The organism is Pseudomonas sp. B16(2017), assembly GCF_002113205.1.
In the GTDB taxonomy this organism is placed as follows: domain Bacteria; phylum Pseudomonadota; class Gammaproteobacteria; order Pseudomonadales; family Pseudomonadaceae; genus Aquipseudomonas; species Aquipseudomonas pharyngis.
The window spans coordinates 126,964-153,163 of the sequence record NZ_NEKA01000011.1; the positions used below are offsets into that span (position 1 = coordinate 126,964).

Sequence of the window (26,200 nt, forward strand, 5' to 3'; positions counted from 1 at the left end):
AATAGCACAACGCAAAGCAGAAGGCCCGCGAACGGCGGGCCTTGTTGGTGCATCGAGTCAATCTCAGAGACTGCCCGCCAGTTTCCCGGAGGTCAGCCGCCGACGATAAGCACTGTCACGGGTCGCCAGCCAGAAATACAGCGGCGAAGTCACCAGCAAGCCAACCAGCCACGACAGGTCCGCGCCGTTGATGTGCGCCGACACCGGCCCGACGTACAGCGGCGTGTTCATGAATGGAATCTGCACCGCGATACCGATCGCATAGGCCAGCAAGGCCTGCGGGTTGTAACGGCCGTAGATGCCGCCGTCGACCTGGAAGATCGAGCCGATGTCGTACTGGCCTTTGTGGATGGCGTAGAAGTCGATCAGATTGATCGCGGTCCACGGCACCAGTACGACCAACAGCACCAGCACCATGTCGACGAAGTGGCCGATGAAGTCCGCCGAGGCGCCGACCGCAGCGAAACAGCAGGCCAGCAGCACGATGATCGAAATCACCGCGCGGCTCTTGGCGGTCGGGATCCAGCGGTAGGCAAAGGTCTGCACCAGGGTGATCAGCGACAGCACCGCGCCGTACAGGTTGAGGGCGTTGTGGCTGATGACGCTGAGCAGAAACAGCACCAGCATCAGCGGGCCGATGGCGCCGGTGGCGAGTTTCACCGCGTCCATGGTGTCCATGCCCACCGGGGTTGCCAGCACGGCGACGGCGCCGAACACGAACGACAGGCTCGAGCCCAGCGCCGATCCCAGATAGGTCGTCCAGAAGGTCGCCGCCACCGGCACGTTCGCCGGCAGGTAACGCGAGTAGTCCGACACGTAAGGCGCAAACGCGATCTGCCACAGCGCCGCCAGCGACACCGTTGCCAGCCAGCCCGAGAGGTTAAAGCTGCCGCGAGTGAGGAAATCATCGGTCTGGATGTGGGTGAGGATGTAGCCGAAGCCGACCACGATGCCGATCCCCAGCACCCAGGTGCCAATGCGGTTGAGCACGTGGATGAAGCGGTAGCCGATGATGCCGATGATCCCCGAGCCCAGCGCACCGATGACGATGCCGACCGGCACCGGAACGCTGTCGACCACGCCATGCAGGGACTTGCCGGCCAGCACGATGTTGGAGGCGAAGAAGCCGATGTACATGACGCCGGCAATCAACACCACCAGCAGCGCGCCGAGGGAGCCGAACTGCGCACGGCTCTGGATCATCTGCGGGATGCCCATCTGCGGGCCTTGCGCCGAGTGCAGCGCCATCAGCACACCGCCGACCAGATGGCCGACCAGAATGGCGACGATGCCCCACACCAGATTCAGGTGAAACAGTTGCACGCCGAGAGCGCCGGTGACGATGGGCAGCGGCGCGATGTTGCCGCCGAACCAGAGGGTGAACAGATCCCGAACCTTTCCGTGGCGATCTTCGGGCGGCACGTAGCCGATCGTGTGTTTTTCAATGAGCGGTGCAGACGTTGATGCAGAGGTGGTCATGACGAACTCCAAGGCAAGGACGAGTACGTGGACGTACTTCAATGAGCGCCGGCACGGACGGCGCATTTCTTGTTGGGGTTGATCATGGGCAAGGAAAGGGCAGAGATAAATTAGTAGTTTTGTTGCTTCAGGCGTTAAAAAAACGAGGCTCTCCGGTCAGTTGAAAACGCTCTGTTGCGGGCGTTTCAGCCCGGTGAACGACAACGCAGCTGACCTCCATCGGAGCAGCTGTCTGTCGGTGAGCCGGCGGCTTGGCTGCGGATTTCAATCCAGCAGCCAGGCGTTTTTTCAAAGACGAATCGCCACTAGCATCCGTTGCAGCATCGCATCGCAGGCCGTGAGCTGATCGACGCTGACGAACTCGTCCGGCTTGTGGCCCTGATCCATGCTGCCGGGGCCGCACACCACCGTGGGAATCCCCGCCGCGTCGAACAATCCGCCTTCGGTGCCAAAGGCCACGGTGCCGAAATCGTCCGAGCCACAGAACGTGGCGATCAGTTCCGCAGCCTGGCTCCGGGCATCTGTGGCCAGCCCCGGATACGCCGACAATTCGCTGAAACGGATATCGCTCTGCTCGCTGACGGCTCGCATGCGCGGCAGCATTTGCTGTTCGGCGTAGGCCTTGAGTTGCTGCGCGACCAACGCCGGGTCCTGCGAGGGCAGGGCACGGATTTCGAAGTCGAAACGGCAATCGGCGGGGACGATGTTCAACGCCTTGCCACCGCCGATCACGCCGGTTTGCACCGTGGAGTACGGCGGGTCGAAACGCGGGTCGAGGTGTTCATCCTTGAGCTGTCGACCGATGCGTCCCAGCTCGCCGATCAGCTCGGCGGCGCATTCGATGGCGTTGACCCCAAGTGGCGCGTAAGCCGAGTGACAGGCGTGCCCCTGGACATCGCAGCGCATCGCCAGTTTGCCCTTGTGCCCGAGCACCGGTTTGAGTTCGGTCGGCTCGCCGATGATGCACAGCAGCGGTTTGACCGGACGTTGCTCCAGCACCTTGAGCAGCGAGCGCACACCGAGGCAGCCGACTTCTTCGTCGTACGACAGGGCAAAGTGCACCGGCAGGCGCAACGGTGCTTCGATCAACGACGGCACCAGCGCCAGCACGCAGGCGATGTAGCCCTTCATGTCCGCCGTGCCGCGACCGTAAAGCTTGCCGTCGCGCTCGCTCAGTTCGAACGGCGGCAGCGTCCACGGCTGGCCATCGACCGGCACCACATCGGTGTGCCCCGACAGCACGATGCCCGGCTGATCGGCCGGGCCGATCGTGGCGAACAGATTGGCCTTGCTGCGCTCATCGTTGTAGATCAACTCGCACGGCACATCGAAACCTTCGAGGTAGTTGCGCACGAACTCGATCAATTGCAGGTTGGACTCGCGGCTGGTGGTATCGAACCCCACCAGCGTCTTGAGCAACGCGACGCTGTTGCTCATCGATCGTCTCCGGCAACCCCGTAGCCCGGCGCCTTTGCCGGATCGAGGGCGCGGTCGATGTAGTCCTGCAACTGCGGGCGATAGGCGTCCCACAGTTTCTGCAATTGACCGATTGGGTCTTCATCGGCCCAGTCCACCCGCAGGTTGACGATGGGCCAGGTCAACTCGCCGACCACGACCACGGCCGCCGAATGCACCGGGCCCGCTTCACCGCCCAAGGCCTGGGCGGCGTGCAAGGCCTTGATCAGGCGATCGGCCAATTGACCTTCGCCTTCTTCGAACGCGCTGACCATGGCTTCGATCACCGAGCGCCCGGCGAGCATGTTGCCCGCCGCCACGCATTGTTCGCCGGACACGGCGTTGTGTACGCCCAGGGTTTGCGCACCACTGAAATGCGCAGTCTGGCCGAGGTGATTGATCGCCGTGATCTGCCGGTACTGACTGTAGCCGTTGCGGGTCAGCACCTTGTCCAGCGCCGCCTCGGGCGCCAGGCCTTGTTCCATCAGGGCAAGCACTTCCGGGCCGAGCGATGGCAGGGTGATGTTCTGGCTCGACACCGCGCCGACCCCCGGCAACAGCCAAGGGCAGCGGGCGCCGACGGCGATGCTGGAGGAGCTGATGGCGATGCCGAACTGACCGGTTTCGGGGCAACGTGCTGCGATGGAAAATGTCATGTGTGGCCTCCTTTCGCTAAGGTCGAATTACTCGGGAATCACCGCAACCACATCAATCTCCATCAGCCACTGCGGCTGACCCAAGGCCGACACCACCAGCCCGGTGGAGATCGGGAACACGCCTTTCAGCCATTTGCCGACTTCCTGATACACCGGCTCGCGGTAGCGCGGGTCGATCAGGTAAGTGGTGGTCTTGACGATATGGCTCAGGTCGCTGCCGGCCTCTTCGAGCAGTTGCTTGACGTTGCGCATGGCCTGCTCGGTCTGCGCGCGCGGGTCGCCGAGACCGACCAGTTCGCCATCGAAATTGGTCCCGACCTGACCACGCACATACACGGTATTGCCGGCGCGCACGGCCTGGCACAGGTCGTTGTCCAGGGTCTGGTTCGGGTAGGTGTCCTTGGTGTTGAACATGCGAATGCGGGTGTGGGTTGGCTGACTCATGTGAGGCTCCTGACGAAATCGGACCCGGCGCGACGGGCGCCGGGATTGAAGAGGGAAATCAAGCGTCGACGGTGTCGACAGCGTGGTTGTGCAGCGCGGCTTCGCGTTGTTCGGCATCGCGATAGGCCAGGTATTTGCGCTGGGTGGCGATGTGATCGGCCACATGCTTGGCGTCGTGCCACACGCCCCAGATGAACGACGACCCGCGCCGCGACTGCCACGGCAAACCGAGGAAATACACACCCGATTCGCTGGATACGCCGCGCTGGTGCTGCGGCTTGCCGTTGTCGTCGAAAGCGGCGACTTTCAGCCAGGAATAGTCCACGGCAAACCCGGTGGCCCAGATGATCGAGGTGATACCGGCGGCGGCCAGATCGAGATCGGTCAGCGGGTTTTTTACGCATTCAGGGTCCGGATACGTCTCGCGGGCTTCCGGTTCCAGCGGCAGGTCGAGGCCGTTGCGTTCGATATAGGCGTCGGCGGCATCCAGCAGCGCGAGGTAGTTCTCGTCGCCACGTTTGAGGTTGTCGCGCAGATCCTGTTTGAAGGTCACCACGCCGTCGCTGAACGATTCGGTGACGCCAACCAGGGTCATGCCGCGATGGGCCAGGCCACGGAAGTCGATGGTGCGACCACCATGGGCGCCGCTGACGGCGATGGTCACGTGCTCGCGGCCGGGTTTCATCGCGGCCTGATCCCACTCGCCGAGCACGCCGAGCCACCAGCAGAAATCACGGTTGCGGTAAGCGCGAGGAGGGCGGTCATGGGCGCCGACCGAGAGGTAAACCTGCTTGCCCGAGCGCTGCAATTCATCGGCGATCTGCACGCCCGACGAACCGGCACCGACCACCAGCACTGCGCCGGCCGGCAGTTGCTGCGGGTTGCGATAGTCGGCCGAGTGAATCTGCAGCAGGCGCTCATCCTTCGGCGCAATCGCCGGGATCACCGGACGCTGGAACGGGCCGGTGGCGGCAACGACGCGGGCCGCTTCGATCACGCCCTCCGAGGTCTCGACAGTGAAGCCCGGACGCCCGACATTGCGCACCACGCTTTTCACATCGACACCGGTGCGGATCGGCGCGTTGAATTTCTTCGCATAGGCTTCGAAGTAATCGGCGACACGTTCCTTGTGGGCGAAACCGTCCGGATCGACATCATCGAATTCCATCCCCGGAAACCGGTCGTGCCACGCCGGACCGTTGGCCACCAGCGAGTCCCAGCGCCCGGTGCGCCAGCGTTCGGCAATGCGGCTGCGCTCCAGAACGAGGTGCGGCACACCGAGTTTGCTCAGGTGTTCACTCATGGCCACACCCGCTTGACCGGCGCCGACAACAAGCGTGTCTGTTTTTATTAATTCAGTGGTCATCTCTGATCCCTTCTTACGAGGCCGTTGGATTCAGGTCGCTGTCGACCTGTTCTCTGTGCTTGGGGTCAGACTAGGGAGGGGGTGGTTATCGGTAAAATATTATTAAGCTGGCATGTGAAGATAAAAACGTGATGCAGAGGCCTGAAAGCCCCGTAAACAAGGGGCTTCGCCCTGGCACCGGAATCCGGGACAACGAAAAAAAGGGCCGTCGACGGGTGTGTCGACGGCCCTTTTCAGTTGGCGCTTGATTTACATCGAATTCAACGATTGAGGAACGCCAGCAGGTCTTCGTTCAGTGCCTGCGCATGGGTCACGGCAAACCCGTGCGGCGCACCGGCATAAACCTTCAGCTCGGCACCCTTGATTTGCTCGGCGGCGCGTTTGCCGGTGGTTTCGAACGGCACGATGACGTCGCCGTCGCCATGGATCACCAGGGTCGGTACATCGATTTTCGCCATGTCAGGGCGGAAGTCGGTTTCCGAGAACGCAGTGACGCAATCCACGGTGCCTTTGAGCGAGGCCAGCAGGGCGATGTTCAGGGTTTGTGTCAGCACGCCGTCCGAGACTTTCTGACCTTTATCGAGGCCATAGAACGGCGTGTTGAAGTCAGCGATGAACTGCGCGCGATCCTTCAGAAGACCTGCCTTGATCCCGTCGAATACCGACTTGTCGACGCCCTCGGCGAAGTCCGGTTTCTTGCCGAACAGCGGGGTCACCGCGCCCAGCAACACCAGCCCGGCGACACGCTCGCTGCCGTGACGCGCGATGTAGCGGCTGACATCGCCACCGCCCATGGAGAAGCCGACCAGGGTCACTTCACGCAGGTCGAGGTGCTTGATCAGTTGCGCGATGTCATCGGCGAAAGTGTCGTAGTCGTAGCCGGTCCACGGCTGGTCAGAGCGGCCGAAGCCGCGGCGGTCGAAGGCGATGGTGCGGTAGCCGCGGCTGCTCAGGTATTCCATCTGGTATTCCCACATGTCGGCGTCCAGCGGCCAGCCGTGGCTGAACAGCACGGGCTTGCCGCTGCCCCAGTCCTTGAAATAGATCTCGGTGCCGTCTTGGGTCGTGAAGGTGCTCATGAAAACTCCTTGTGTCGGGGCGTGTGTGGTTGCCGGGATGGCATCGCTGACTATCGCGGTTAAGCGTCTGGTCTACTTGTACGCAGGTGCTAAGTTTCGCCAGCCGATCAGCGTAGACGCTTGCGTGCGCCAGAGTTGTAAGATGCAACCACGATTGGATGACCGTTTTGCTGGAGAGCGCTGAATGAAACGCAAAAGCCTGGAGGGCAACATCTGCCCGGTTGCCCGGACGCTGGACCTGATCGGCGACTGGTGGTCGTTGCTGATCATCCGCGACGCGCTGGAGGGCATCAGTCGTTTCAGCGATTTCGAGAAGAGCCTGGAAATCGCCAAGAACATGTTGAGCATGCGGCTCAAAGGGCTGGTGGAGCGGGGCATCCTGCGCCTGGTGCCGGCGTCCGATGGCAGCGCTTACAAGGAGTACGTGCTGACGGAAAAGGGCCGGGCGTTGCAAACCGTGATCGTTGCGTTGTCGCAGTGGGGTGGGGAGTTCATGTTCGAGCCGGGCGAGGCGGGGTCGGTGATGGTGGATGCGCAGAAGGGGCAACCGATTCGCAAGCTTGAGTTGCGGTCAGCCGATGGTCGAGTGCTGGCACCGGACGATGTGGCGACGAAACGGGCTGTTGAGTACTGAAGTGAAGTGAGCGGGGTCTGTCGGATGTTTCGTTTTTCGGAACGTTCTCTGATTTGGTGACCGTTTTTCCTTGGTTGATCTACGAAACATCCTGCATCTCTGTCGGAGTCGGACGATTTCACCGATGCCGCTCGTCGGCCACACTATTTCGGTGAATCCTTAATTTGACGTCAGAATAGTGGCTCTTTAACATCGCGCCATTATTCTGATATCGCTTTCCGTCTCGAGGGATCGAACATGTCCTCACCCGCCCTCGTGGCGAGGTTGTGCCTGGCTTTGCTATGCCTTTCTCCGCTCCAAACCGCACTTGCAGCACCTACCCCCGGTGAAACCGACCTGATTCGCGAACGTCAGAACCGTCTGCTCGAAGAGCAGCAGCGCCGGCTCGAAGAGCTCAAGGATCTACCTGGCAAAGAGGCCAAACCGGCTCAGCCGGAAGCCCCCACCGACACGCGTTGCTTTCAGATCAACGACATCGAGCTCAAAGGCGCCGACAGCCTGTCGGAGAGTGACAAGAGCCGTTTGCTCAAGCCCTACATCGGCCAGTGTCTCGGTGTGCCTCAGCTGAATGAAGTACTGAAGGTCATCACCGATCACTACATCGAGAAGGGTTGGGTGACCAGCCGTGCTTACCTGCCACAGCAGGATCTGTCCGGTGGACATCTCAAAGTACTGGTGGTCGAAGGCAAACTCGAGGGCTTGAAAGGCGCCGACAATAGCAAGCTTTCCGAGCGAGAGCTGTCGATGGCGTTTCCCGGCAAGGCCGGTGAGCTGGTGAACCTGCGCGAGATCGAGCAGATGGTCGATCAGCTCAATCGCCTCCCTTCCAACCAGGCCAAGATGGAGCTGTCGCCAGGCCAGAACGTCGGCGGCAGTGAGGTGCTGGTCACCAACACCCCGCAGAAACCATGGCGCGCCGGGCTGTCGCGTAGCAACGACGGTCAGCGCAGCACCGGTGAGCAGCAGTGGGGCACGACATTCGACTGGGACAGCCCGCTGGGCCTGGCCGACCAATTGAGTCTGCGCGGCGGTCATGACGCAATGACCGATCATCAGCACACCTCCAACAACGCCATGCTCAACTACAACCTGCCGTGGGGCTGGTGGAACTTCAGCTACACCTACAGCCAGAGTGAGTACCGCTCGCAGATCGCTGCCAACGGCTACAACTTCAAGCAGACCGGCGACAGCGAGAACCATCAGTTGCGCGCCGAGCGGGTGATCCATCGCGACTCGGTCAGCAAGACCTCCCTCAGCGCCGGTCTGTCGTATCTGCGCACCAACAATTTCATCGAAGACAGCAAGCTCAAGCTGAGCAGTAACCGCATTAGTGAAGCGCAGTTCGGCTTCAACCACGGGCGACGGATCGGCAGCGCCTTCGTCAACTTCGATGCCGGCATGCAGGAAGGTATCGGTGCATTCGACGCTCAGGGCAGCCACGATCCGGGTCCCGGCGAGCCCGACGCGCGCTATCGCAAGTACACCGCGACCCTGAGCTATCTGCAGCCATTCAAAGTGTGGGGCGAGTCCTTCAGCTTTAGCAGCCTGATGACCGGCCAGCGCAGTGAGGACGTGTTGTTCAGCCCGCAACGCACCAGCCTCGGCGGGTCGTCTTCGATCCGTGGCTACAAGGATCAATCGCTGTCTGGCGACAGCGGCGGCTATTGGCGCAACGACCTGCGCTGGTCGCGCCCGGTGAGTGCCGAATGGCTGCGCCCGGTGTTCGCCGAATACGGCACCAGCCTCGGTTACGACCAGGGCGTGATTCGTGGCGACCGTTACAACGGCGACCAGCACGGGCGGATGTCGAGCAACTCGCTCGAGCTGTTCGCCCGGGGCGAGCATGTGGCGGCAAGCGTGACCTTCGCTCATTCCCTGGAGCGGCCGGACGCACTGACCGAGCGCGAGGCACCGATCTACTTCCGTCTGGATTTTTTCATCTAATTACATTTACCCGAGACCACCAACATGGACGTTCGTCAGTACGCCTTTATTGCTCGACAGTCATCTGCAGATGTAGAAAAACACGAGCACTTCTGGGGCATGCCCAAGCGCGGACTGGCGTTCCTGCTGGCCAACGTCATGTTCTGGCAACCGATGTGGGCACAGGCGGACGGCATCGTGGTGGCCAATCCCGGCACAAGCCTGGGTCAGGCGGGCAACGGCGTGCCTATCGTCAACATCGCCACACCCAACGCTGTAGGCCTGTCGCACAACCAGTTCCATGACTACAACGTCGGTGCGCAGGGCGTCATCCTCAACAACGTGGCGGCGCAGACCGGGCAGACACAACTGGGCGGGATCATCGTCGGCAACCCCAACCTGACCAATCGGGTGGCGGCCCAGGCGATTCTCAACGAGGTAATCAGTGGCAATCCCAGTCAGTTGCGCGGTTACACCGAAGTCGCGGGGCAGTCGGCGCGGGTGATCGTCGCCAACCCTTACGGCATCACCTGTAACGGTTGCGGGTTCATCAACTCACCGCGGGTGACCCTGACCACCGGCAAGCCGGTGATCGATGGCATGGGGCGGCTGGACCGCTTTCAGGTCGATCAGGGCAGCGTCGCCATCGAAGGTGCGGGGCTCAATGCCAGTAACGTCGACCGCTTCGAGATCATCACCCGCAGCGCAAAAATCAACGCTGAAATCCAGGCACAGAACCTGACCATCGTGGCCGGTCGCAACGACGTCAACGCGCAAACCCTCGATGCTACGGAGCGAGCCGACGATGGCAGTTCCAGGCCGCAATTGGCGATCGACTCGTCCGCGCTCGGCGGGATGTACGCCGGGGCGATCAAACTGGTGGGTACCGAGGCCGGTGTCGGGGTGAAGCTGGCGGGCAACCTGGCGGCCAGTGGCGGTGATATCCGGATCGATGCCAACGGGCAACTGACCCTGGCGCAGGTTTCTGCGGCCAATGCCGTCAACATCAAGGCGTCCAGCCTCGATGCGCAAGGTCCGGTCTACGCCGGCACCAGTGCCAATGTGCAAACCCAGGGCAATCTGACCAACCAGCAGACCCTTGCGGCTCGCGACAGCATCAACCTCAGCGCCGGTGGGCAACTGACCAACAACGGCATCGTCGAGGCCGGTGTCAATGCGGATAACACTCGTAACAACGCGGGTGATGTAAACCTCAGCGCCGGCAGTCTCGGCAACGTCAACAAAAGTGTACTCGCCAGCCGCAACCTCACCGTCAACGTGGGGCAAACCCTGAACAACCAGGGCGGCACTTTGAGCTCGCAGAACACTCGGGTGTCGGCTTCGACACTGGACAACCAGAACAAGGGCCGGGTGCTGAGCACCGGCGCCCTCAGCCTCAACGTCGGCCAGGCGCTCAATGGCGGCGGCCTGATCAACAGCACCGGATCACTCGACGCAACCATCGGCCAGTTCAATAACCGTGGCGGCGAACTGTCGAGCCTGCAGGATGCGACGCTGCGCATGGGGAGCCTGGACAACGTGGCAGGTCTGGTAAATGCCGGCAGGGCGCTGAGCATCACTGCCACAGGCGCGATCAACAACCAGAACGGCAGACTGACGTCGCTCGACAGCCTCTCGCTCAAGGCCGGACACGTCGATAACAGCAACAAGGGGCGGATCGCCAGCAACAAGGCTTTGGCGATGAATGCCGCCAGCCTTGATCAACATGACGGCGGTCAACTCACCAGCGATACGTCACTTATGCTGGATCTGAACAACGGCGACTTGAATAACCAGAACGGCCTGATCAACGCACCGCTGCTGGTACTGAAAAACCTGCGACAGGTTGATAACCGTAACGGCGAAATTTCCAGCGCCCAGGCCTTCACACTGGCGGCTGCAAGCCTGGACAACAGCAACGGGAAACTGCTCGGCAATCAAGCCCTGACACTGCATGTGCAACAGGCGTTGACCAATATCAAGGGGCTCATCGCTGCTGCCGGCATTGATGCTCAAACCGGCAGCCTGAACAATAACGGCGGCACATTCACCAGTCGCGCAGATCTGAGTCTGCGGGCTGACGGCCGTCTGGACAATCAGGACAGGGGCCTGATCAACGCCACTCGGGTACTCGACATTACCGCTGCGAGCGTGAACAACCAGAATGGCGGTTCGCTGCTCGGCAGTGCCATTGCCATTGATTTCAGCGGTGCGATGGGCGATCTCGACAACAGCAAGGGACTGATTACCACCAAGGGACAGTTAAGCATCAGCCACCTGCGGGATCTGAACAACCAGGGTGGCGAGTTTTCCAGCGACCTCAGCTACACGCTTGCCGCACGCAACATGGACAACAGCGACGGCAAACTTTTCAGCCGTCAGCGGCTGGATTTGAACGCAGAGAGTACACGCAATCTCAACGGCCTGATTTCCGGCTGGCAGGGCTTGAGCCTGCTCGGCGGCAGCCTGGACAACCGTAACCACGGCACCCTGTCCAGCCGTGACGGCGACCTGCTGGTGGATCTCACGGGCGATATCCGTAACAGCAACACCGGCGCGCTGGTCAGTAAAGGCGCCTTGAAAGTCAATGCAGGCAGTCTAGACAACTCGGACAGCGGCGTTCTTTCCAGTGAGAGCGCGCAAACCCTGACCCTCACCGGCACTTTGAACAACGCACAGGGTGGTCTGATCGACAGTGGTGCCGATCTGGGCATTACAGCCAAACGCCTGGACAACACCAAGGCGACCATCAACGCCAAGCAGGACATCCGTTTCATCGGCACTGACCTGGATAATACCGAAGGCGTTCTGGCCAGTGATGCGGCTGTCAATCTCGACCTGCTTGGCACGCTGATCAATACCAAAGGTCAGGTGGTTGCAGCCGGCCCGCTGGCGATCACCCGTGCCGCGCAGATCAATAACCAGGGCGGCAAACTGGTGAGCCAGAAACTGCTCAGTCTGTCGACCGGCGGTCTCGACAACCGTAATGGCGGAACCGTAGCTGCAAACGATAACCTCACGCTCACTGCCAGTGGTGCGGTGCAAAACAGTGGCGGCCTGATCTACAGCGATGCGGCCGATCTGCAACTGAACGCCGCCAGCCTCGACAACGCCGGGGGATCGCTGCAAAGCGAAGGCGCACTTACCGTCAAGGTCGGTGGTGCGATCGATAACCAGAAGGGTCGACTCGTTGCCAAGTCCGGCAACCTCGACGTCACTGCCGCCAGTCTCGACAGCCGCGGCGGTGTGCTGTCCAGCCTCAAAAGCGCTTTCACTGCACAGATCGGCGGCTTGTTGCGCAATGGGCAGGGAGGGGTGATCCAGGCTCAGCATGTCACACTCAAGGCCCTGGCCGGTCTCGACAACGAGAGCGGACGGATCGCTGCGCAAAGCGGTGACACGACCCTTGATCTGGGCAACACCGGCAATTTCATCAACCGCAACGGTGTGCTGGTCGCCAGGCAGCGCGTCAGCGTCACCGGCAGGGATTTCGATAATAGTGGCGACACGGGTGGCCAGATCGCGGGCCAACAAATCGATCTCAGCCTGCGCGGCGCCCTGAACAACCGCAAAGGCATCATCGAAAGCGCCAGCACCCTGAGCGTCGGCGCCGCCAGCGTCGATAACCAGACCGGTCAGTTGCGCGCACTGGGCAACACCGGCAAAACCGCGTTCACCGTCGGCGGACTGTTCGACAACCGCAACGGCGCCGTTGAAAGCGCCAACAGTGACTTCAGCCTTGGGGCGGGTGGATTGTTGAACGCGGGCGGTAACGTGCTGCATGTCGGGAGCGGGATTTTCGACATTGCCACCGCTCAACTCGGTAGCGCCGGCGGCAGCTTCGTCACGCGTGGAGCCCTGACGCTGGCGGCGGATAGCTGGACCAACGCCAGCGTGATCCAGGCCGACCGCCTGACCGTCAACATCAACAACCTCAACCAGACCGCAAGTGGTCAATTGCTGGCGGCCAGCAAGCTGACAGGTAGCGGAGGTTACTGGAACAACGACGGGTTGATCGCCAGTGACGGATCGCTGGATCTGACCTTGTGGGGCAACTATTCCGGCAACGGTCGCACCAGCAGCCTTGGCGACCTGACGCTCAAGAGCAGTCAACTGACCCTCGGTGCCGGGACCAGCATTGGCGGTGGCGGCAACACCACGGTCAATATTAACGGCCTGTTGAGCAATCAGGGGCGGCTGACATCCAGCGGCGATCTGACCCTCACTGCCGCCACCGTCAACAACTACGGCACCCTCGGCGCCGGCAAAGACCTGACCCTGACCACTGGCGCACTCCTGAACGACAGAGGCCTGATCACCAGTGGCGGTGACATGCGTCTGCTGTTGTCCAGTTTCACCAATGCCTACGGCAACGTGTACGGTCTGAGCAATGTGCACATCGGCCGGGATCGCGACAGCGGCAAGGCAGACTTGCTGGACAACCGTTCTGGTGAGATCTACAGCGCGCAGGACCTGACCATCAATGCCCTGACCGTGAACAACGTAAGGGACATTCTCGAGTACACGGCACATGAAAAGAGCTCGGTAGTCATCACGCAAATCGACTGCAACCTGATCCCGATTGCCGGGTGTGATTTTCGCAGTGGCGGCCGACGCAACGGGCATTGGGAGATCGCCGAAACCGATCGACTGAAAGTCGACAACAGCAGTGCTGCCGCGAGCCTGACCAGCGGCGGCAATATGTCGATCAACGCTCAGGCGCTGAACAACGCCAGCAGCACCATCGCGGCCACCGGCAATATCAATGTGACTGCCGGCACCATCACCAACAAAGGCCTGCAAGAGCAGGAGATCATCACCAAGCGAACTTACTGGAACTACGTTGACCAGATCTTCGCCGCCGAGCCCGCCGCCAAAGCCTTCAACGACAAGAACGGCGGCACGCCTTCGGCCACCGTCGAAGCGGATTTGAGCCATTTCATCAGCCTTCTGGGCGGTGGCAAGCTGACCGAAAGCGTTTCCACCGTCACGGGTTCGGGCAGCTCCTACGACGCGGTGATACAGGCCGGCGGCAACATCCGACTGGATGCGGCTCAGACCATCGACAACAGCGTGGTACGGCCTTATTACAGCTACGTCGCGGCGGGCAAGACCAATACCGATACCGGCGTTGGCAACGGCTACTCCACCGTGGTCAAGATCAATCCGCAACTGCCCCCGGATCTGGCCCAGCAACAGGTCAGCCCGATCGACTTGCCGGGCTTCAGCCTGCCGACAGGTCAGAACGGACTTTTCCGTCTGAGCCAGGAGGGTGGCAGCGCGCCGGCCACTACCGGCCCGCAAAGCTGGACGCTCAGCGGCGGCAAAGTCACCGGCGGCGTGTCGACCACACCGGTGACCGTAAACCGCGTACAGGGTCTGCCAAGCAACGCCGGCAAATCCCAGCCGCACAAATACCTGATCGAAACCAATCCGGTGCTCACTGACCTCAAGCAGTTCATGAGTTCGGATTACCTGCTCCAGGGCCTGGGCTACGACGCCGATCAGAGCGCCAAGCGCCTGGGTGATGGCCTGTTCGAACAGAAACTGGTCCAGCAGGCTGTCGTCGCCCGGACGGGGCAGCGCTTCATCGACGGTCAGACCTCCGACGAGGGGGTCTTCAAGTACCTGATGGACAACGCCATCGCCAGCAAGAACACGTTGAACCTGAGTGTGGGCGTCAGTCTCAGTGCGCAGCAGGTCGCGGCGTTGACGCACGACATCGTCTGGCTCGAAGAGCGTGAAGTGAACGGCGAAAAAGTCCTGGTGCCGGTGCTGTACCTGGCCAACGCCAATAATCGCCTTGCGGCCACGGGCTCGTTGATCCAGGGCAAGGACGTCACGCTGATTGCCGGTGAAAACCTTGAAAACTCCGGCACGTTGCGCGCCAGCCAAAACCTCGATGCCACGGCCAAAAAGGATCTGGTGAGCAGTGGTCTGGTCGAGGCCGGCAACCTCTTGAAGCTGACGGCGACCGACAACCTGACGAACAAGGCCGGGGGGATCATTTCCGGTCGCGATGTCACGCTCACCGCCGAACGCGGCGACGTGATCAACGAACGCACCGTGACCACCCACCGCAGCAGTGACGGCCGGCTCAGCGAAGAAACCGACTTCGTCGATAACGCGGCGCGGATCGAAGCGGCGAACGCACTGGTTATTGGCGCCGGTCGGGACATCAACAACAGTGGCAGTGTGCTGAAAAGTGGTGGCGATACCACGCTGACGGCCGGGCGCGATGTACACATCGACTCGACCGAGCAGACGACTGATCGCAGCAATACCAACTATCAGTATTCGACGGTCAAGCAGCATGGCTCGGACGTCAACGTCGGCGGCACACTCAAGGTTACGGCCCAGCGTGACGTCAGCGTTGTGGCGAGTAATGTCGAGGCCAAAGGCAATGTCGATATCAATGCCAAAGGCGACCTGACGATCAGCTCGGCGGCTGACGAATCCCATGCCAGCGGCTGGAACAAGAAGTTCCGTGCGGAGGAGGATCACGTCGCCCAGCAATCGAGTGTGATCAAGGCAGGTGGAAGCCTGACGCTCAATGCCGACAAGGATCTCAACCTGATCGCCAGCCATGTCAAGTCGGGTGGCGAGGCTTTTGTTTATGCCGGCGACGACCTGAACCTGCTGACCGCTGACAACCTCGATCACTCGTTCTATACCAAGACGAAGAAGGGCGACTTCGGCAAGAAAAAGTCCGTGATGACCGAGAGCGAAAGCATCACGTCGGTCAGTTCGAGTATCGAGTCGGGAAGCAAACTGGTGATGTCTGCGGGTCAAGACATCAATGCACAAGGGGCCAAAGTCAGAGCCGATGGAACACTGCTGGCCACTGCCGGCCATGACATCAACCTCGATGTAGCCGAGGACTATGCCAGCCAGGCCAGTGCCTCTTCGAAGAAGAACTGGAAATCCAGCAAATCCAATAGTGCCGAGGCCACTCAAACCCGCTTGAACAGCACCGAGTGGGTTGCCAAGAGCATGGAGCTCAAAGCCGACAATGACATTACGTTGAAAGCGGCTTCGTTGCGTGCGGCTGATGAGATCAAGCTGACAGCCGCCAATGACGTATTCATTGGCGCCGCCCAGGAAACACAAACCTCCAGTCAGTCGCAGAGCTCTAGCAAAACCGGGGCGACGATCACCGGACTGCTGTCCAACACGCAGAAGTCACAACAGGGTCAACAGACGTCCACCGAGAGCATCGGCAGCGATATCAGCGCCGGCAGCCTGCAGATCAAGAGCGGTCGGGACACGGTCGTTGAAGGCAGTACGCTGGTGGCCGACAAGAACATCGGTATCAATGCCGGGAGAAACCTGGAAGTCATCAGCGCTGAAAACACCACGACTGCCAGTTCCTCTTCAGGCAACAAGAAGGTGGGCGAGATCGGTTCCTGGTGGCAGGGCGCGACCGGGATCGTCAAGACCAAGGAGTCGGATCAGAGCACCACGACTCGCCAGTCGGGCAGTCAGATTGCGTCGCTTGGCGGCAACATCCTGCTGACAGCCGGGGATCATTACACCCAGACAGCCAGCCAATTGGTGACCCCGGTCGGCGATATTGGCATCACGGCCAAACACGTGGACATCGGCGAGGGTTACGACACTCTCAGCTCCACCAAAACCGCCAGCACCAGTCGTACTGCCGTGGGGGGCACGGTGAGCATTCCACTGCTTGATGCGTTGCGTGGTATCCAGCAGATGGGCGAAGCCGCCGAAAAAACCACCGATGGACGAATGCTTGCACTCGCCGCCGTGAACGCGGCAATGAGTGCCGATCAGGCGATGGACGCTGGCAAGTCAATGACGCAAGACCCACGGACGGGCGTGAAAGTCAGCGTCAACCTCAGTAATAGCCAAAGCCAAATGAACAGCAGCCAGAGCGGCAGCAATGTCGTCGGCAGCGGCGTGATTGCGGGTGGCAACATCAACATCGTCGCCAAGGGTGCCGGTGCCGACAGCAACATCAATGTGGTCGGTAGCCGCATTGAAGGCGGTGGCGATGTTTCGCTGAATGCCGATGGTGCAATCAATCTTCTGTCCGCGCAGAACACCGCGCATCAGGAAAGCACTAACAGCAACAGTGGCTGGAGCGCCGGGATCGGTTTCGGCTTCGGCGAACAAAACGGCTTTACCCTTGAGCTCGCCGCCAACAAGGGGCGAGGGACCACTGATGGTGACGACGTCACGCACACCAACACCTCGGTCAAGTCCGGCGGCACGCTGAGCCTGAAAAGTGGTGGCGACACCAACATCAAGGGCGCCACCGCCAGCGGCGAAACGGTCAAGGTCAACGTGGGCGGCGATCTCAATATCGAGAGCCTGCAAGACACCAGTACCTACACCTCCAAGCAATCAAGCGCCAACGTCGGCCTGAGTGTCTGCGTGCCTCCGTTCTGCGTCGGCAACAGCAGCGTCAGCGGCGGTATCGCCCAGCAGCACATGCAAAGCGAGTACGCCAGTGTTTCCGAGCAGTCGGGCATCAAGGCGGGTAATGGTGGCTTCCAGGTCGAGGTCAAGGGCAACACCGACCTCGTCGGGGCGATCATCGCCAGTACCGACAAAGCGGTGGCTGACGGTAAAAACACGTTGAGCACCGGCACGCTCACGACGTCGGACGTCAAGAACAAGGCTGAGTACGATGCCAGCAGCATCAACCTCAGTGGGGGATATGGCGCCGACATGGGGCGTGATGCCAATGGCAATGCCAGCGCAACGGCCAACAGGGGCGGGCCTGTCGTCGCCAGCAAGGATGGCGTCAGTGCAACTACGCCGGTCGTCCTGTTCGCCAGCGGCAACTCCAGCAGCACCACTTACAGCGGCATCAGCGGCGCGGCCGTCACTATCACCAACAGTACAAAGCAACAGGAACTGACCGGGCAAACAGCCGAACAAGCCATCGCTGCGATCAACACCGATGTTTCCAGCGAGCGTGACGGCAGCAATAAACTCAAGCCGATTTTCGATGCCCAGGAAATTGGTGTTGATTTCGAGATTGTCGGCAAGTTTGTGCAGAACGTTTCGCAGTTCATCGAGAACCGCGCGCGTGAAATCGATGACAAGAAGAAACAGGCTGATCTTGAGTACGCGGCTGCGCGAAATCCGAATCTGTCTGAAAAGGATCGGCTGGCACACCACGAAAACTATCTGCAACTTCAACAGCAGATAAAAGAGGTTGGCGACAACTGGGGCGCAGGCGGAACATACCGACAGATCGCAACGGCTCTGGTTGCCGGCATCAGCGGTGGCGTAACCGGCAGCAGCGCGCAATTCGCGCAAAACATGGTCGTCAACTACGTCCAGCAGCAAGGCTCGTCGTATATCGGCGACCTGGTGAAAAAAGGCCTGAAAGAGGGCAGTCCGGAGCACGCTGCCTTACATGCGATTCTTGGCTGCGCAGGTGCTGCCGCCAGCAATCAAAGCTGTTCGGCGGGTGCCTTGGGTGGTTCGGCGTCCAGTGTGCTGGCCGGCCTGTTTGCGGATTCCGACCCGAACGAAACCGCGATAGAACGCGAAGCCAAACGTAACATCATCACCAGCCTCGTGACCGGGATTGCGGCCATGAGCAATCCGAACGGCGCGGCAACAGCGAATAACGCGGCCACCGCAAACATCGACAACAACTGGCTTGCGACACAGCAGTACGTCCAGGCCATGAAGGAAGTTGACGCAGAGCCCAATCTGGCCAAGAAGCTGGCGATCATTGCAAAGTGGGGGTACATCTCGGCCCGGCAGGATCTGCTGACAGCTTCCGGCGTCATGAAAGGCTTCACGGACGGCATGGCAGGTGCGGGACTCGGCGCGCTGGACAGTGCAGTGAATCTCCTGCGTGACCCGGTGGAAAGCTTTCACGCCATGAACGAGTTCCTTGCCTCCGATGAGGCGGTGAACATCCTTGGTAAAAGCGTTGCTGATGCCTTCAAATCGCAACTTTCGCAAATCCTTGAAGCGGCCACCGTGGGCGGCGACGAGAACGCGGAGAACGTTGGCCGGCAAATGGGGCAGGCCGTAGCGCTCATCGTTCAGCTCATGGCCGGCGGCGGCACCAGTTCCGCGAATGCGTCGCTGCAACTGTCGCGTATGGGGATCGACGTCTCGGTCAAGACCATCAAAGAGGTCGGATCGACAGTCAAGATCGACCATCTCAAGACGCAGATCACGAAGTTTTCGGAGAAGCTGCCGGATACGGATGTGCCGGTACTGGATCCGCAGAAGCCGGTGGTGCCGCCAAAAACAGATGTAACCCCACCAAAGGTGGACGTGACAGTTCCCAAAGATGGTGATCTGCCACCGAAAGACGGTGTCAAGCCGTCGGAAGTCGAGCCACCGCCTCCGGTAAAAGGGCCAGATGAGTTCATTCCACCAGGAATGGACCGACCTTTCAGACCTGTAAATCTCGACCATCCGCCCCTTCAGTCTGTTGTGGATGCGATGGAAAGTCCTCTGATTAAAAAAATGGTAGCGTGCGACAGTGTCGACTGTTCGGAAATAGCGATAAAACTATTCGACGCAGCCGAAGGAAAAGGAAAAATCATTGAGGTTAGGCCAGTCCAACCCGGGAAACTGACGCTGTTTGAGAATGGCAAGATTGAGGCGGATCAGATATACCATCAGGTTTATACGGATGGTCGCTATGTATACGACCCGCGCCTGTCTTCAAATCCGATTCCAAAAGGTGATTGGGAACAGCACATCAAGGGGATGAATCCTGAGGGTGTTAAGATTTCAGATAATTTAAAAGGTCTTTGAGTTATGAAGATTGAGAATGATGAAGGTCGCCTTTTGAATGTTATTGCTGATATCGGCGATTTGGAGTGGCGTAAGTATCGGCAGCGTTATCCGGATGTGATGGTGGGCAGTAAGATGCAGAGGGAGGATCATTCTGCTTTTCTTCCATTCATTGCGTTCAGATTCAAAGATATCAGGGAGAGTGAAATTGAAAAGTTGCGGAGTGCGGTGGAGGGCTACAAGGGAAAGATGTCGTGGTCGCTTGTTGGTAATGCACGCGAAGGTTTGCCTGGAACCAACTGGATGATAGCCCCCGCCAGGCTCTGGGAAGTAAGTGATTGTGCTTCGAAAGCAAATCTGACTGCTGCCGTCTATTTGTCGATCCATGAACCTGCACTGGGTCCGGCCGCGTACGAGGATTTGGTCGGCCTCACTGAATATGTTCGTTCGGCGTTTCAATTGTCTTAATAAGAATCACAACGGGTAGAAATTAAAAGAAATTAAAAGGGCGCTGATTTATTTGATTTAATAAATCTGTCCCTTTTTTTTGTCCCGTTTTTTTGTGAAAACTGAGCGGAAAGGGGACAGATTTATTTGATTAATAAATCTGTCTCCTTTTTATGCTATTTGAAGGGGCCTGAGGATTTTAACAAGGCGTTGACGAGCACAGCGCTAAGTGCCGGTTTCGAAAAATTTGTTGTCGCCAATGGTTTCTCGAAGGAGGTAGCCAGCAAGGCTTCGAATGCTCTCGGCATGGCCAATACTTGGGATAAGCTTGCGGACAGAACGCTGGATTTTTTAAGGATAAGTAAATGTTGGGAGAGCTCAAACGGTACAAACATGTAATTGGTCTGACATTGCTGGTGGTCGCATTAGTCGCTGGCTTTATACGGTTCAACGGGGACCGGGAGCGTTTCTTTGCGATGGTCTTGGGACAGATATGGTTTGGTCAAGCGGTCTACAATTACTTGCGCGATGGATGGGTCACGATTGGGCCGGGAGGAATGAGCCCTGAAGATGATCCAATGCACCGAGCGGTGCTGGCGGGAGTAGCGATGTTTTTGTACATGCTTGTGTTTTTTCTCTTCTGAATACAAAACGTAAATAGGGCAGACCACGTTCAGAGATATTTCGATACGTGGTGTGTCCCGGTTTGCGCGCAAAGGATCCAGGATTTGAGCGAAGTAAAAAAATACCCACGTCTGAAAGTGTTCCTGGCTTTTCTTCTCTGCCCACTGGTTCCAGGATTTATCGCAAGCATCATCAAGACCCTTGCAACGATCTTCCATCTGGCCATGAACCCACGGCTGATGGGCGAGGTCGTGGGAGGGGAGTTAATGTTGATGCCGTTCCTCGGCCCCTTGCTCGCCGAGGTGGTATTTCTTGTACCGTTTTTGCTGTTCGCAATGGTGATTGCACTGATGAAGGTCAAACGGACGGACCGATCCTGTTCAGTGATTGCTCTGTCGGGTGCCGCGTTGGCTACTTTATGGGTGACACCGTTTGTGCTGGCCGTTGTATCGGATGTAAAGGGAGCGACCTTTTCGGATGAGATGTTCGGAATGTTCGTGCTGTTCGTCACGGCAATGGCGACATGCTGGCTGACAGCGCGTTTCTTTCTGCCTGTTCCGGCAGAGCCATCGTTGCCTTGAACCCCCAAATGAAAACGCCCCGAACATTTCGGGGCGTTTTCATATACCGGGTAGCAGGTCTATCTGAACGCCGGCACCACATGCTTGATAAACAACTCCAGCGACTTCTTCTTCTCCGCATGCGGCAAGCTGTTGTCGCACCAGAAACTGAACTCATCCACCCCCAGTTCCTGGTAGTACTTGATCCGCGGAATGATCTCTTCCGGCGTACCGATCATGGCGGTCTTGTGCAGACTCTCCAGCTCAAACTCCGGACGACCAGCAAATTTCTCTTCCGGGCTCGGGGCGAGGAAACCATTAACCGGCACTTCCTTGTTGCCGAACCACGCATCGAACGTGCGATAGAAACGTGAGATGGCTTTCGCGCCCACCTTCCAGCCTTCCGAGTCATCCGCCGAGTGCACGTGGGTATGACGCAGCACCATCAATTGCGGACGCGGCACATCGGGGTTGTTGTCCAGCGCGGTCTGGAATTTGTTTTTCAAATCGAGGACTTCTTCATCGCCTTTCATCAACGGGGTGACCATCACGTTGCAGCCGTTAGCGACGGCGAAGTTGTGCGAGTCCGGGTCGCGGGCGGCGATCCACATTGGCGGATTGGGCTTCTGGATCGGTTTCGGCACGCTGGTGGAGGTGGGGAATTTCCAGATCTCGCCGTTGTGGGCGTAGTCGCCTTGCCACAGTGCGCGCACTACCGGAACCATTTCCCGCAGTGCCTGGCCACCGCTGGAGGCGGGCATGCCGCCGGCCATGCGGTCGAATTCCACCTGGTAGGCGCCACGTGCCAGGCCGACTTCCATTCGGCCGTTGCTGATCACGTCGAGCAACGCGCATTCACCGGCGACCCGCAGCGGGTGCCAGAACGGCGCGATGATGGTGCCGGCGCCCAGGTGAATGGTGGTGGTTTTGGCCGCGAGGTAGGCCAGCAACGGCATCGGGCTCGGCGAGATGGTGTATTCCATCGCGTGGTGTTCGCCGATCCACACGGTGCTGAAACCGCCGGCCTCGGCCATCAACGTCAGTTCGGTCAGGTCTTCGAACAGTTGACGGTGGCTGACGCTTTCGTCCCAGCGTTCCATGTGTACGAACAGGGAAAATTTCATGACGCTACCTCGAATCTCTTGTGGTCGGCCGGTCGCTTGCCAGCCTGTTTAAGTGCAATCGTGCGGATCAGGCGAAGGCGGGAAGGGCGCCCATCTTGCCGTGGCAATACACCAGCGGGCCGGCGTCCTGCTGAGGGACGATGAGGTTTTTCACCGCGCCGACCATGATCGCGTGGTCGCCGCCTTCGTATTCGCGCCACAGCTCACATTCGATGATAGCCGTCGCGTTGGCCAGGATCGGGTTGCCCAGTTCGCTCAGCGTCCACTCGATGCCCTGCGCCTTGTCCTTGCCTTTGCGGGCGAACGCGTAGGCTTCGCTTTGCTGACCGCCGGACAACACGTGAATGGCGAAGCGTTTGTTCTTGATCAGGACAGGGTAGGAATCGGAACTGTAGTTGGGGCAGAACAGCACCAGGGCCGGGTCCATGGACAGCGAACTGAAGGCGCTGGCGGTGAGGCCGACGATCTGGCCGTCGTCATCAAGCGTGGTAATGACAGTGACGCCGGACGGGAACGAGCCCATGACTTGTTTGTAGACGGCAGCATCGATCATTGGTCAATCCTCGAGTGCGGTGAAGCGTTTTTTATGTGTTTATGGGTCTGATGGTATACCGTAATACGTCGATTGCAAGCGCTTTTTTGGTGAAACGATAAACGTGGTTCATCCGTCGGAAACTCAGCATTTACGGGGCTTTTCTCTAGCCGCGAGCGTTGGCTATCAGGGAGGATGCCGGATCAGATGCCGTCGTAAAGAGCGGATCAGTCTTGTGAAAATGTTGGAATACCATAATATGGTGTTCATCTGAGGAGCGGCCACGAAGCGCTCCCGGTTTGGCTTCATACAACGATAAGAACAGACCCAATCGAGTTCATTTTTATGTCCCAGATGTCCCGGCAAGATCCGTTGATCGAGAATCACACGGTCGACTACGTCCCACTCGCGGAACGCCACGGGAAGGCCCGCGACCTTTTCACTCTATGGTTCAGCACCAACATTGCGCCACTGCCCATCGTCACCGGCGCCATGGTGGTTCAGGTGTTTCATCTCGACCTGTTCTGGGGGCTGCTGGCGATTGCGCTGGGGCACATGATCGGCGGGGTGGTGATCGCCTTGGCGTCGGCGCAAGGCCCGCGCATGGGCATTCCGCAGATGGTGCAGAGTCGTGGCCAGTTCGGGCGTTACGGCGCGCTGTTGATCGTGTTCTTCGCAGCGATCATCTACATCGGTTTCTTCATTTCCAACATCGTGCTGGCCGGCAAATCCATCGTCGGCATTGCGCCGTCGGTGCCGGCGCCGTTGAGCATTCTGATCGGTGCCCTGAGCGCCACGGCCATCGGCGTGATCGGCTACAACTTCATCCACACGCTCAACCGCATCGGCACCTGGGTGATGGGCAGCGCGCTGCTGGCCGGGTTCATCTACATCTTTGCCCATGAGTTGCCGGCGGACTTCTTTACCCGTGGCAGCTTCAACCTTTCCGGTTGGCTGGCGACAGTGTCGCTGGGCATCATCTGGCAGATCAGCTTTTCGCCGTACGTCTCCGACTATTCCCGTTACCTGCCGGCGGACATCGGGATCGGCAGACCATTTATCGCGACTTATCTGGGCGCCACGCTGGGCACGATACTGTCGTTCACCTTCGGCGCGGTGGCGGTGTTGGCGACTCCGGAAGGCACTGAGGCGATGGCGGCGGTCAAGCAGTCCACCGGTTGGCTGGGGCCGATTCTGATGGTGTTGTTCCTGCTCAATATCATCAGTCACAACGCGCTGAATCTGTATGGCGCGGTGCTGTCGATCATCACCTCGATCCAGACCTTTGCCAGCCAATGGACGCCAAGCATCAAGGTGCGGGTGATCTTGTCGAGCATCGTGCTGACGGGCTGCTGCGTGGTGGCGCTGGGGGCGTCGGCGGATTTCATTTCCGAGTTCATCGGGCTGATTCTGGCGTTGCTGCTGGTGCTGGTGCCATGGGCGTCGATCAACCTGATCGACTTCTACCTGATCAAGCGCGGCAGTTACGACATCGCCTCGATCTTCCGCGCCGATGGCGGCATTTATGGACGCTTCAACCTGCACGCGATCATCGCCTATTTCATCGGCATCATCGTGCAGCTGCCGTTCGCCAACACATCGTTGTATGTCGGGCCGTACGCCAATCTGGTGGAAGGCGCTGACTTGTCGTGGCTGGTCGGCCTGATCGTGACGTGCCCGCTGTATTACTGCCTCGCGACCCGTGGCCAGACTCAGCGGAGCAGGGCGGCGCGGTTGGGTTTTACCGACTGAGCGTTCGCAAGCTGTTCAAACAATGCCCGGCGCTTCGCCGGGCATTGTTGTTTCCGCATCCCGGCGGTCACGCAAATTGGCCATTTCGATCCCCTTTTGGCCAACCGGCTACTGTCCTGCGTCTACGCTGTCAGCAAGAATCGAAGCCACAACTAAATGCTGCACTTTCCTTGCCCATGGCTGATTTTGCCAGCCACTGCCGTGTACAGAACATAAAAACCATCGACTCACGCTGCATTCGGGGAAACACAACATGGTCACGATGAAACGCATTCTGGGCGCTACTGTTTTCGGGCTGACGCTGCTGGCCAGCGCCGTACAGGCCGAACAGCGCGAACTGCGGGTGTACAACTGGGCGGATTACATCCTGCCATCGGTGCCCAAGGAGTTCGCCGCCAAAAGCAACATCAAAGTGACCTGGGACACCTTCGACACCAACGAATCCCTCGAAGCCAAATTGCTGACCGGCAACTCCGGCTATGACCTGGTGGTGCCGTCGAACCAGTTCCTCGATACCCAGATCAAGGCCGGCGTGTTCCAGAAACTCGACAAGTCCAAGCTGCCGAACTGGAGCCACCAGGACCCGGCGCTACTCAAGTTGCTCGACGCCAACGACCCCGGCAATCAGTACGGCGTGCCCTACATGGTCGGCACGGTGCTGATCGGTTTCAACCCGGCCAAGGTCAAGGCTGCGCTCGGTGAGAATGCGCCGGTGGACAGCTGGGATCTGGTGTTCAAGCCGGAGAACATGGAAAAGCTGAAATCCTGCGGCGTGGCAATGCTCGATTCGCCGTCGGAAATCCTGCCGCTGGCTCTGCACTACCTGGGCCTGGACCCGAACAGCCAGAACCCGGCCGACTATGAGAAAGCCAAGGACCTGATGCTCAAGGTTCGCCCTTACGTGACCTACTTCAACTCGGCCAAGTACATGACCGACATCGCCAACGGCGATATCTGCGTGGCCATCGGTTATTCCGGCAGCTTCTACCAGTTTGGCAACCGTGCCAAAGAGGCGGGCAACGGCGTGGTGGTCGACTGGCGCTTGCCGAAGGAAGGCGCGCCGATCTGGTTCGACACCTTCGCCATTCCGAAGAGTGCGAAGAACGTCGAAGAGGCCCACGAGTTCCTCAACACCTTGCTCGATCCGAAAGTCATCGCTTCGATCAGCGACTTCCTCGGCTACCCGAATGCCAACAAGGATTCGCTGCCGCTGATCAACAAGGAAATTACCGGCAACCCGAACCTGACGCCGACCAGCGAAGCGCTGAAGAAACTGTACGTGGTGCAACCGTTGCCGCAGAAACTGGAGCGGGTGCGGACCCGAGTGTGGACCAGCATCAAGTCGGATAAATAAGCTCAAAGCCGAGGGAGCGAATCCGTTCGCT

At 59.4% G+C, this 26,200-nt stretch carries 16 protein-coding genes; 8 read left to right on the forward strand and 8 right to left on the reverse strand.

The features are described 5' to 3' along the window. Positions 1-63: 63 nt before the first annotated feature. From CAG25_RS19815 to CAG25_RS19840, 6 genes are all read right to left on the reverse strand, one after another. Positions 64-1,479, reverse strand: coding sequence for a cytosine permease (locus CAG25_RS19815; RefSeq protein ID WP_039766943.1), 1,416 nt, complete (start codon positions 1,477-1,479; stop codon positions 64-66). A 288-nt stretch (positions 1,480-1,767) separates the two neighbouring features. After that, positions 1,768-2,916: an acetylornithine deacetylase gene (gene argE / locus CAG25_RS19820; RefSeq protein ID WP_085610572.1), complete on the reverse strand. Its 1,149-nt coding sequence runs from the start codon at positions 2,914-2,916 to the stop codon at positions 1,768-1,770. After that, a complete protein-coding gene (locus CAG25_RS19825) occupies positions 2,913-3,590 on the reverse strand; it encodes a DUF1028 domain-containing protein (RefSeq protein WP_039766940.1) in 678 nt (225 codons plus the stop codon). Before CAG25_RS19825 ends, argE begins: the two co-directional genes overlap by 4 nt. Before the next feature lie 27 nt (positions 3,591-3,617). Continuing rightward, the gene (locus CAG25_RS19830) at positions 3,618-4,034 is read right to left on the reverse strand and encodes a RidA family protein (protein WP_007950460.1); all 417 of its coding nucleotides are present in this window, start codon (positions 4,032-4,034) and stop codon (positions 3,618-3,620) included. Between the two features lie 58 nt (positions 4,035-4,092). Beyond that, positions 4,093-5,400: an NAD(P)/FAD-dependent oxidoreductase gene (locus CAG25_RS19835; protein WP_085610571.1), complete on the reverse strand. Its 1,308-nt coding sequence runs from the start codon at positions 5,398-5,400 to the stop codon at positions 4,093-4,095. 260 nt (positions 5,401-5,660) lie between these two features. Next, a complete protein-coding gene (locus CAG25_RS19840) occupies positions 5,661-6,479 on the reverse strand; it encodes an alpha/beta fold hydrolase (RefSeq protein ID WP_085610570.1) in 819 nt (272 codons plus the stop codon). A gap of 184 nt (positions 6,480-6,663) precedes the next feature. Here CAG25_RS19840 and CAG25_RS19845 point away from each other — a divergent pair, with 184 nt between their 5' ends. From CAG25_RS19845 to CAG25_RS19870, 6 genes are all read left to right on the forward strand, one after another. After that, positions 6,664-7,113 carry a helix-turn-helix domain-containing protein gene (locus CAG25_RS19845; RefSeq protein ID WP_085610569.1) on the forward strand — a complete coding sequence of 150 codons (450 nt, stop codon included), beginning with the start codon at positions 6,664-6,666 and terminating at the stop codon, positions 7,111-7,113. A 237-nt stretch (positions 7,114-7,350) separates the two neighbouring features. Continuing rightward, a complete protein-coding gene (locus tag CAG25_RS19850) occupies positions 7,351-9,057 on the forward strand; it encodes a ShlB/FhaC/HecB family hemolysin secretion/activation protein (RefSeq protein ID WP_085610568.1) in 1,707 nt (568 codons plus the stop codon). Between the two features lie 24 nt (positions 9,058-9,081). After that, positions 9,082-19,797, forward strand: coding sequence for a hemagglutinin repeat-containing protein (locus tag CAG25_RS19855; RefSeq protein WP_085610567.1), 10,716 nt, complete (start codon positions 9,082-9,084; stop codon positions 19,795-19,797). 3 nt (positions 19,798-19,800) lie between these two features. After that, positions 19,801-20,244 carry a hypothetical protein gene (locus CAG25_RS19860; RefSeq protein WP_085610566.1) on the forward strand — a complete coding sequence of 148 codons (444 nt, stop codon included), beginning with the start codon at positions 19,801-19,803 and terminating at the stop codon, positions 20,242-20,244. Positions 20,245-20,588: 344 nt separating this feature from the next. Then, positions 20,589-20,867 (forward strand): hypothetical protein, encoded by a 279-nt coding sequence (locus CAG25_RS19865; protein WP_085610565.1) that lies wholly within the window; start codon positions 20,589-20,591, stop codon positions 20,865-20,867. A gap of 84 nt (positions 20,868-20,951) precedes the next feature. Then, positions 20,952-21,428 carry a hypothetical protein gene (locus CAG25_RS19870; RefSeq protein WP_256575400.1) on the forward strand — a complete coding sequence of 159 codons (477 nt, stop codon included), beginning with the start codon at positions 20,952-20,954 and terminating at the stop codon, positions 21,426-21,428. Between the two features lie 59 nt (positions 21,429-21,487). On the opposite strand, the gene CAG25_RS19875 is transcribed toward CAG25_RS19870, so the two are convergent. Both CAG25_RS19875 and CAG25_RS19880 read right to left on the reverse strand, forming a co-directional pair. Then, positions 21,488-22,531: an LLM class flavin-dependent oxidoreductase gene (locus tag CAG25_RS19875; RefSeq protein ID WP_085610564.1), complete on the reverse strand. Its 1,044-nt coding sequence runs from the start codon at positions 22,529-22,531 to the stop codon at positions 21,488-21,490. A 67-nt stretch (positions 22,532-22,598) separates the two neighbouring features. Further along, on the reverse strand, positions 22,599-23,084 hold the full coding sequence (locus CAG25_RS19880) for a flavin reductase family protein (RefSeq protein WP_007950450.1): 486 nt from the start codon (positions 23,082-23,084) through the stop codon (positions 22,599-22,601). A gap of 324 nt (positions 23,085-23,408) precedes the next feature. On the opposite strand from CAG25_RS19880, the gene CAG25_RS19885 reads away from it, so the two are divergent. Both CAG25_RS19885 and CAG25_RS19890 read left to right on the forward strand, forming a co-directional pair. After that, the gene (locus tag CAG25_RS19885) at positions 23,409-24,815 is read left to right on the forward strand and encodes a cytosine permease (RefSeq protein ID WP_085610563.1); all 1,407 of its coding nucleotides are present in this window, start codon (positions 23,409-23,411) and stop codon (positions 24,813-24,815) included. A 253-nt stretch (positions 24,816-25,068) separates the two neighbouring features. Next, a complete protein-coding gene (locus CAG25_RS19890) occupies positions 25,069-26,169 on the forward strand; it encodes a polyamine ABC transporter substrate-binding protein (protein ID WP_064597297.1) in 1,101 nt (366 codons plus the stop codon). Positions 26,170-26,200: the final 31 nt, after the last annotated feature.